General features: G+C 69.0%; 5 protein-coding genes. 4 read left to right on the top strand and 1 reads right to left on the bottom strand.

Annotated elements, in window-relative coordinates:
* Positions 1-313: 313 nt before the first annotated feature.
* On the bottom strand, positions 314-724 hold the full coding sequence (locus QH276_RS09390) for a DUF5318 domain-containing protein (protein ID WP_280396964.1): 411 nt from the start codon (positions 722-724) through the stop codon (positions 314-316).
* 283 nt (positions 725-1,007) lie between these two features.
* Between QH276_RS09390 and QH276_RS09385 the strand changes: the two genes are divergently transcribed.
* The 4 genes from QH276_RS09385 (at position 1,008) to QH276_RS09370 (ending at position 5,221) form a co-directional block, all read left to right on the top strand.
* Positions 1,008-1,724, top strand: coding sequence for a hypothetical protein (locus tag QH276_RS09385; RefSeq protein WP_280396963.1), 717 nt, complete (start codon positions 1,008-1,010; stop codon positions 1,722-1,724).
* Between the two features lie 23 nt (positions 1,725-1,747).
* On the top strand, positions 1,748-3,328 hold the full coding sequence (locus QH276_RS09380; RefSeq protein WP_280396962.1) for a serine/threonine-protein kinase: 1,581 nt from the start codon (positions 1,748-1,750) through the stop codon (positions 3,326-3,328).
* A gap of 251 nt (positions 3,329-3,579) precedes the next feature.
* Positions 3,580-4,140: a PadR family transcriptional regulator gene (locus QH276_RS09375; protein WP_280396961.1), complete on the top strand. Its 561-nt coding sequence runs from the start codon at positions 3,580-3,582 to the stop codon at positions 4,138-4,140.
* Positions 4,133-5,221, top strand: coding sequence for an inositol-3-phosphate synthase (locus QH276_RS09370; protein ID WP_280396960.1), 1,089 nt, complete (start codon positions 4,133-4,135; stop codon positions 5,219-5,221). The genes QH276_RS09375 and QH276_RS09370 overlap by 8 nt, the downstream gene beginning before the upstream one ends.
* The last annotated feature ends 278 nt before the right edge of the window (positions 5,222-5,499 follow it).

The raw sequence follows: 5,499 nt of genomic DNA, 5'->3' as shown, positions 1-5,499 counted from the left end.
GGTTACCGGTCCGGGACGCGGGCCGACGGGGCCGGGGCGTGGGCCACCGGGACCGGGCGGCCGTCCGCCGGGGCCGGGCCGGGGGGCGTTGGCGCTGGGTGCGGGACCGCGGTTCGGTGACCCCGGACGCTGCTGCGGCTCCCGTCCCGGCAGCGGCCCACGCGGGCCGCGGCCACCGCGCGGGTCATCGCCGGATGGGGTCTCGTAGGGCGAAGTCACTGACAAGGTCTCCAAAGCTCGTATCGGTCTGCTCGGCCCGCGCACCTGTGCCGCATGGCACCCGGTGCGGCATCAACCATCGGGCCGGGCGGGTTCATTCCGCGGCGGTGCGCCGGTTCACCCGGGAGCGGGAACGCCGCTGCGGCGTCTGCCCGAGCACATAGGACTGCACCAGATGATTCCAGCTGCAGGTCCGGCACACCTCGACGACATGAACCGAGAACTCTTCTCTGGACTCCGCCAGGCGTACCAGCTCTTCCGGGCTGCGCGCAGAACCCGCGATCGGCCCCAGGCCGTCGCCGTAGACCCAGGATACGAGAGTGAGCTGTTCCTTCCGGCAGATAGGGCATGTGACCTCGCTCCCCCGGCCGTGAAATTTGGCCGCACGCAGCAGGTAGGGATTGGCGTCACATACCTCGGCGACATCGACACGGCCCGCATAGACGTCAGCCAGCAGCGACTTGCGCCGGAGCGCATAGTCCACCACTTGCCGCTGAATTCGCACGCTCCCAGAGTAGCCGTGTTGTATTTCTGCCGCCCGCGGCCGGATTGGATTCGGGTCGGCGGTACGGACCCGGCCGGGCCGCCGCCACCCCGCGCCGACCTCGCCGGAGGTCTCCGCGCGGGGGCTGGGTGGCCACCGCAATCGCATGGGCGCATATCGGCCGCCGCACGTGCAGGGGTTGGCGCATATGTGCCAGAACCGGGGGGTCGTGTGCTCGTGTGGCGACCACTACAGCGGGATCGGACCCTGCCTCGCCGCATCGCACTCGACGTAGTATTCGCGGGTGTCAACAGCAAGGCCGGGCCGTAACCGGGCGCGTGCCCGCGATCGTGCGGCAACTGCGGGCTCGGGCTTTTCCGGCCGGTACTTCGCCGTCCTCACCGCCGCCGCGCTGGCGACGGCGTTCGCCGCGTACACGCTCACCAGCCGCGGTACCGACACCCCGGCGAGCGAACCGCCGGCCCCGACCTCCACACCTGCTGCCGCAGCGGGTACGGGCGCCGATGAGCCCGAGTCGCCGGCCACCGAAACGTTGGTCTTCGCCCCGCCGAACCTCGTAACCGGCCCCGGGATCGCCCAGTTCATCGCCGAGTATCGCGAGCGCTTCGGCGATACCGTGGCGGACGAGGTGTGGCTGTATCCGGACCACGGCACTATCGAACGCGCCGTACCCGGGCAGCCGAACCGGCTGGTGGGCTACGACTACCGCGGCGGTTTCGATCAGTCCGCCGATCCGACCACTCGCCCGGTCGACACTCCCACCGTGGACCTGGCCGCACTCGATACCGATGCGATCGGCCGCGTGCTGACCGAGGCCCCGGCGGCCGCCCGTGTCCCCGATGGCGCAATCACCCATCTGAGCTACGCGGCCGATAACTTCTCCCCTTTCGAGGGCGTGCCCGCGGTGAGTATCTACGTCTCCAATTCGTTCGACGAGAGCGGTTGGCTACTGGTCGGTACGACCGGCGATATTCTCCGGGTCTGGCCGTTCGAGGGGTAGCGGTGGCGGGATAGTCTCGGGCAATGCTGCAACCCGGGGCGAGCGTCGCCGGCTACCGGATCGTCCGCCGGATCGGCGCCGGCGGGATGGGGGTCGTCTATCTCGTCGATCACCCCCGGCTGCCGCGCCAGGATGTCTTGAAACTACTCCCGGCGCACCATTTGGACGACCCGCAGTTCCGCGGCAGATTCGACCGGGAGGCCGATCTCGCGGCCCGGCTGAAACATCCGAATATCGTCACCGTCCATGATCGCGGAGTCGCCGACGGTCAGCCGTGGATCGCGATGGAGTACGTGCCGGGTACCGATGCGGCCGCGCTGGTCGGGTCGGCGGATATGACCCCGCGCCGCGCGGTACACATCATCGACGACGCTGCCCGCGGCCTGGACCACGCCCACCGCCACGGCATGCTGCACCGGGACGTGAAACCGGGAAATATCCTGGTGACCCCGGACCCCGACCGTGAGTTCGGCGAACGTGCACTGCTGACCGATTTCGGGATCGCCCGTCTCGCGCTCGAGGGCACCGACCTCACCCGTACCGGTGAGGTGATCGCGACGGTGGCATACGCCGCGCCCGAGCAGTTCACCGGCGGTCCCGTCGATCACCGCGCGGATGTCTACGCGCTGGGATGCACGCTGTTCGTCCTGCTCACCGGCGAGAAGCCATTCGCCATGGACAGCGCCGCCGCGGTGATCAGCGCACATCTGCACACCCCGCCGCCACCGGCCTCCCGGCGCGTTCCGGGCCTGCCACCGGCCATCGATGCGGTACTTGCCCGGGCGCTGGCGAAGGACCCCGCGCAACGCTACGACTCGTGCCGCGCTTTCAGTGCGGCCGCGCTCCACGCGCTCGAGCCGGCCCCCGACCTCGGCGCCGGCGCGCCGCCCGCCGGTCCGCACACCACAGTCCGGAAGGTCGCGTCCGGAGTGGGAACGTCGGGGCCGGAGCCCGGACCGGTGCCGAGCGGAACAGGGGGCGCCGAACTGGCCGGCGCCGCGGTCCGGCGCGGCGGCCGCGGGGCACGGCGCTGGTGGACAGCGGTCGCGGTACTGATCATCGCCGCCGCGCTCGGCGCCGGCGTCGGCTTCCTGGCGCGCGAGGACCCGGCCACCGGTGTCACCGCAGTTGCCGAAGCCGAGCCGGAATCCGCGCCGCTGCCGAACCTCCTCACCACAGCCGGGCTGGCGTCCTTCATCGACTCCTACCGCCGCGAGTTCGGCGATACCGTCATCGATACCGCTACTGTCTATCCCGACTTTCTGCTGGTCCAACGGCTGGACCAGGGCAGCCCGCGGAACTTCCGCTTCGACGGGGAGGGGTTCGCCGAGCTCGGTGGCCCGGTGCCCAGCTGGGCGAAGGGCCGCCCGATCGACCTGGCCGATATCGACCTGCAGACATTGGCTGCCGTACTGGCGGGAGCTCCGGCTTCGGTGCGTCTGGAGCAGGGGGCGGTCGAACATCTCGGAATCGGTTTCGAGCTGATCGCCCCGGCCGACGCCGGGCCCGTGATCGATATCTACGTCGAAGGTCCCGCCGGGCGTACCGGACACCTGTCCGTCTCGTTCGCCGGTGCACCGCTGAAAGTATTTCCCGCGAACTGACCTGGGGTTCGCCGGCTTACCCGGCGGGCGGCCGGAACCGCCGGTCGGCCCGCCCGGCTTGCCTCTGGTGGGAACTCGTCACCTGCTTTTTCGCCCGGTTCACCGGTGGATTCCCTGGTCCGGGCCGGTCATGCCGCCCGGCCTTCAGCTGTGATGTAGCGGACCGAACTATGAATGGTTATATCGCTCCGATATAGTGGGTAGTCGCATCCATTGGTTAGATCTGTACGGAAGTCAGGGGGTGACGCCCGGTGCTCGAACTGGCAATCCTCGGGCTGCTCCTGGAAGCGCCCATGCACGGCTACGAGCTGAAGAAACGGCTCACCGGCCTGCTCGGGGCGTTTCGGGCTTTCTCCTACGGATCGCTGTATCCGACCTTGAAACGTATGCAGGCGGAGGGGCTGATCGCGGAGGAGGTGCCCGAAGGCATGGTGACGACTCGCCGTGCCCGGCGGGTGTACCAGCTGACTCCGGCCGGCCGGGAGCGGTTCAGTGAGCTCCTGGCCGATACCGGTCCGCAGAACTACACCGATGACGGCTTCGGCGTGCACTTGGCCTTCTTCAGCCGCACCCCCGCGGAAGCGCGGATGCGGATTCTGGAGGGCAGGCGGCGCCAGGTCGAGGAGCGCCGAGAGGGGCTGCGGGAAGCGATCAAGAAGGCGAGTGGCTCGCTGGATCGCTACACCCGCCAACTCCATCAACTCGGACTCGAATCAAGCGAGCGCGAAGTGCGCTGGCTCAACGAGTTGATTGCGGCGGAGCAATCGACGAAGGCGGCACCACAGAAAGAGGGAAATACCGGCCATGAGTAGTGGAGACACCAATAAGTCCAGTGTTCGCGTCGCCATCGTAGGTGTGGGCAACTGCGCCTCCTCGCTCGTGCAGGGCGTGCAGTACTACCGGGACGCCGACGATACGGCGACGGTCCCCGGCCTGATGCATGTGCGGTTCGGCCAGTACCACGTGCGCGACGTGCAGTTCGTGGCCGCCTTCGACGTGGACGCCAAGAAGGTCGGCTTCGACCTGTCGGAGGCGATCTTCGCCAGCGAGAACAACACCATCAAGATCTCCGATGTGCCGCCGCTGGGTGTCACCGTGCAGCGCGGCCCGACCCTCGACGGCATCGGCAAGTACTACGCCGAAACCATCGAGCTCGCCGAAACCGATCCGGTCGACGTCGTACAGGCGCTGAAGGACGCGCAGGTCGACGTGCTCGTCTCCTACCTGCCCGTCGGGTCGGAGGAAGCGGACAAGTTCTACGCCCAGTGCGCGATCGACGCCGGTGTGGCGTTCGTCAATGCGCTGCCGGTGTTCATCGCCTCGGATCCGGAATGGGCCGAGAAGTTCCGCGCCGCGGGTGTGCCGATCGTCGGCGACGACATCAAGAGCCAGGTCGGCGCGACCATCACCCACCGGGTCATGGCGAAGCTGTTCGAGGATCGCGGTGTCCAGCTCGACCGCACCATGCAGCTGAACGTCGGCGGCAATATGGACTTCAAGAACATGCTCGAGCGCGAGCGCCTGGAGTCGAAGAAGATCTCCAAGACGCAGGCCGTCACCAGCAACCTGCAGAAGGAGATGGGCGCCAACGATGTGCATATCGGCCCGTCCGATCACGTCGGCTGGCTCGACGACCGCAAATGGGCCTACGTCCGGCTGGAGGGCCGCGCGTTCGGTGACGTGCCGCTGAACCTGGAGTACAAGCTCGAGGTGTGGGACTCCCCGAACTCGGCGGGCATCATCATCGACGCGGTGCGCGCCGCGAAGATCGCCAAGGACCGCGGTATCGGCGGCCCCGTGCTCCCGGCCTCGGCGTACCTGATGAAGTCCCCGCCGAAGCAGATGGCCGACGACGTCGCCCGCGCCGAACTGGAAACCTTCATCATCGGTTGATTTGGTGCCGACTCCGTCGGCACGGGTTTTGGCTGTGTGTTTGGCGGCGCCTGCGGCGCCGCGGGGTTTTGGCCCCCTTGTGGCCGGGGGGGGGGGGGGGGGGCGCCCCCGGGGGGGGGCGGCGGCGCGCGCGGGGCGCGCGCGTACGGGCCCCGGGGACCCCGGCACCGCGGCTCGGCCCCCGTGCGGACGTGAGCCCCGCGCGACCCCGCTGTCAGGGTCGGCCGACAGCCAGGCCACGGCCGGGAATGGCCGCGAGCAGGGCGCGGGTGTACTCC

Origin of the sequence: Nocardia carnea, from assembly GCF_029869215.1 — a bacterium.
Taxonomy (GTDB): domain Bacteria; phylum Actinomycetota; class Actinomycetes; order Mycobacteriales; family Mycobacteriaceae; genus Nocardia; species Nocardia carnea_B.
Note: the sequence above shows the minus strand (reverse complement) of the source record. Positions and strands in the feature narration are given on the sequence as shown.

Bases quoted from the DNA above. Each gene is read 5' to 3' on its own strand.
- QH276_RS09380 (WP_280396962.1), top strand. From the start codon at position 1,748: ATGCTGCAACCCGGGGCGAGCGTCGCCGGCTACCGGATCGTCCGCCGG.
- QH276_RS09370 (WP_280396960.1), top strand. From the start codon at position 4,133: ATGAGTAGTGGAGACACCAATAAGTCCAGTGTTCGCGTCGCCATCGTA.